This is a genomic window from Rhodoblastus sp., assembly GCF_041915505.1.
Taxonomy (GTDB): Bacteria; Pseudomonadota; Alphaproteobacteria; order Rhizobiales; family Beijerinckiaceae; genus Rhodoblastus.
Genome location: NZ_JAYSBG010000443.1, coordinates 1 through 2,588, shown reverse-complemented (window position 1 = coordinate 2,588; position 2,588 = coordinate 1). Strand labels below are relative to the sequence as shown.

The 2,588-nt window shown below is 67.2% G+C and carries 3 protein-coding genes and 1 pseudogene; 1 reads left to right on the top strand and 3 read right to left on the bottom strand.

From position 1 onward, the window contains the following. Positions 1-424: formyltransferase family protein (locus tag ACE3S9_RS18315; RefSeq protein WP_374547909.1), on the bottom strand; the 424-nt coding region annotated here is incomplete at its 3' end. A 170-nt stretch (positions 425-594) separates the two neighbouring features. On the opposite strand from ACE3S9_RS18315, the gene ACE3S9_RS18310 reads away from it, so the two are divergent. Next, positions 595-792 (top strand): hypothetical protein, encoded by a 198-nt coding sequence (locus ACE3S9_RS18310; RefSeq protein WP_374277413.1) that lies wholly within the window; start codon positions 595-597, stop codon positions 790-792. On the opposite strand, the gene hypE is transcribed toward ACE3S9_RS18310, so the two are convergent. Both hypE and ACE3S9_RS18300 read right to left on the bottom strand, forming a co-directional pair. Then, entirely contained in the window at positions 789-1,841 is a 1,053-nt protein-coding gene (gene hypE / locus ACE3S9_RS18305; protein ID WP_374547908.1) for a hydrogenase expression/formation protein HypE, read from the bottom strand. The two genes, ACE3S9_RS18310 and hypE, sit on opposite strands and share 4 nt — an antisense overlap. Before the next feature lie 621 nt (positions 1,842-2,462). Continuing rightward, positions 2,463-2,588, bottom strand: a pseudogene (locus ACE3S9_RS18300) (hydrogenase formation protein HypD); the annotation flags it as partial.

Here is a 2,588-nt window from a genome sequence, read left to right as displayed (position 1 = left end):
CCGCGCGCACCGCCGCCTCGGTGACCTCGTTGCGGTACAGCGAACCCTTGCCCGCCGGGCGCAGCGCGAAATCGGCCGACGCCCAGACCGGCCCGGCGTCCATCTCGGCCTCGGCCTGCAGCACGGTGACGCCCCAGCGCGGTTCGCCGCGCAGGATCGCCCAGTCGAGCGCCGACGGCCCGCGGTCGCCCGGCGGCCCCGGATGGACGATCAGGCAGCGGTGGCGCGACCAGACCGTCTCCGGGATCGCCCGCTTCAGGAAGGGGGCGATCACCAGGTCCGGCCGGAACAGCGCCACAGCCTCCTCGGCCACGCTGTCCGCGATGTCGAGTTCGAGGCTCAACTGGTGGCCGCGCCCGGCCAGTTCGCACCACAGGCGCTGGGTCAGGCTGTTGAAGGCATGCGAAAGAAGAAGGATGCGCATGTGAACTGGATTTTTTCGATTCATTGAGAACGCCGGAACGACGGGGTGGCGCGGCTTGCCGGGCAACAAGTTTCCATGCTGCATAAACCTATAACCTTCGCGATATTTTTCAATCGCTTGCGTTTGGTTACGATGCACCGCAACAACAAATTGTGCACGAGGTGAACACAATGCAACAACAACGAAAAACCGCAGTTCCCCGCCGGCGCAGCGTGCCGCGGCCGGAATACACCGCCGCCGTCCGCTACCTGGACGGCCGCCGCGAGCTGTTCCGGGTGCGCAACGCCGACGACATGGCCGATGCCCGCGCCCTGGTGCTGTCCGAACTGGGCGACGTGCGTTCGCTGGTGATCGCGCTGCGCCACTAGCAGATCCGCGGCAGCTGTTCGCCGCTCAGCCAGTCGACGATGCGCCGACCGCCGAAGGCGGTGGTCATCTGCACGAAATGGTGGTCGTCGGCATGCACGCTGCCGACGATCGCCGCATCGCCCCCCAGCGGATGCGCCCGCATCGCGGCAAGCAGCCTTTCGGCATCCTGTTCGGCGCAGATCGCGACCAGTTTCCCCTCGTTCGCCACATAAAGCGGGTCCAACCCGAGGAACTCGCAGGCCGCATTGACCGCCGGCCGCACCGGCAGCGCCTTTTCCTGCAGCATCATGCCGACGCCCGACTGGCGGGCGATCTCGTTCAGCGTCGTGGCCAGTCCGCCGCGCGTCGGGTCGCGCAGCACGCGGAGGTCGGCGCCGGTCGCCAGCATCGCGTCGATCAGTCCGTGCAGCGCGGCGCTATCGGAAACGATGGGCGAATCGAAGCCCAGGCTCTCGCGCTCGGCCATGATCGCCATGCCGTGGTCGCCGAGCGTGCCGGAAACCAGGATCGCGTCACCCGGCCGCGCCCGCCGGCCGGACAGTTCCCGCCCCGGCGGCACGACGCCGACGCCGGTCGTCGTGATGAACACCCCGTCGCCCTTGCCGCGCTCGACGACCTTGGTGTCGCCGGTCACCACCGGCACCCCGGCGGCCCGCGCCGCCGCCGCCATGCTTTGCACGATGCGCGCCAGATCGGCGAGCTTGAACCCCTCTTCGAGGATGAAGCCAGCCGCAAGGTAAAGCGGCTTGGCGCCCATCACGGCGACGTCGTTGATCGTGCCATGCACCGACAGGCAGCCGATGTCGCCGCCCGGGAAGAACAGCGGCGAGACCACGTGCGAATCGGTCGCCATCACCAGCCGGCCCTCGCCCGGGTGCGGCAGCACCGCGCCGTCGTCGCCCTGGCCGAGGTATTCGTTGCCGAGGTGCTTCGCGAACAACTCCTCGATCAGCTGCGCCATCGCCCGGCCGCCGGAACCGTGGGCCATGTCGACCTGGCCGTGTTTGAGGTCGAGGGGGCGGACGTAGTTTTTGCGGACTGTTGTCATGTTGCTTTCCGGTTTTCTTGGGCGGATTTGGTGCTGGGGGGCTGTGATTCGCGCCTGACGCGCGACCGGACTTTCTTTTGCTTCGCCAAAAGAAAGTCGGCAAAGAAAAGGCGACCCCGCGTCGGCGCCGGGCTGCGCCCGGTTCCCTGCGCTACTCGGTCTTGGCGGGGGCTGCGGAACTCGGCCCTACGGGCCTCAGACAGTCCTCGCCCCTTTTCCGCCAAGCCCTGCGTTGCTCGGCGCCTCCCAGGGGAGGTTGGAGAACCGGTCGGAGTTTTTCGGTGGGCGCGGAAATTGGGCAAAAAATGCGGTGCACCGCAAAGCCGTTGTTTTGTTCCGTGGCCTGTCAGCATCGACGCTTGTGGGCCCCTTGGGAGGCGCCGAGCAACGCAGGCGGGACGGGGGCCTTCGGCTCGCATTGTCTGAGCCGCAGGCGAGTTCATGCGAGCCGCCCGTCCTGCCGAGTAGCGCAGGGAACCCGCGTAGCGGGCGCCGACCCAGGGGTCGCCTTTTCTTTGGCTACTTTCTTTTGGCGAAGCAAAAGAAAGTACGCCCGCGGTCATACGCGGAACACAGCGCCCCGGAAAACCCCAAGCCCAGGCGGAACCGGCCCCCAAAACCTCAGGCCACATCCTTGTACCGCCCATACGTGTAATGCGCCGCACAAGCCCCCTCCGACGACACCATGCACGACCCCACCGGATTTTCCGGCGTGCACACCGTGCCGAACAGCTTGCAGTCCTGCGG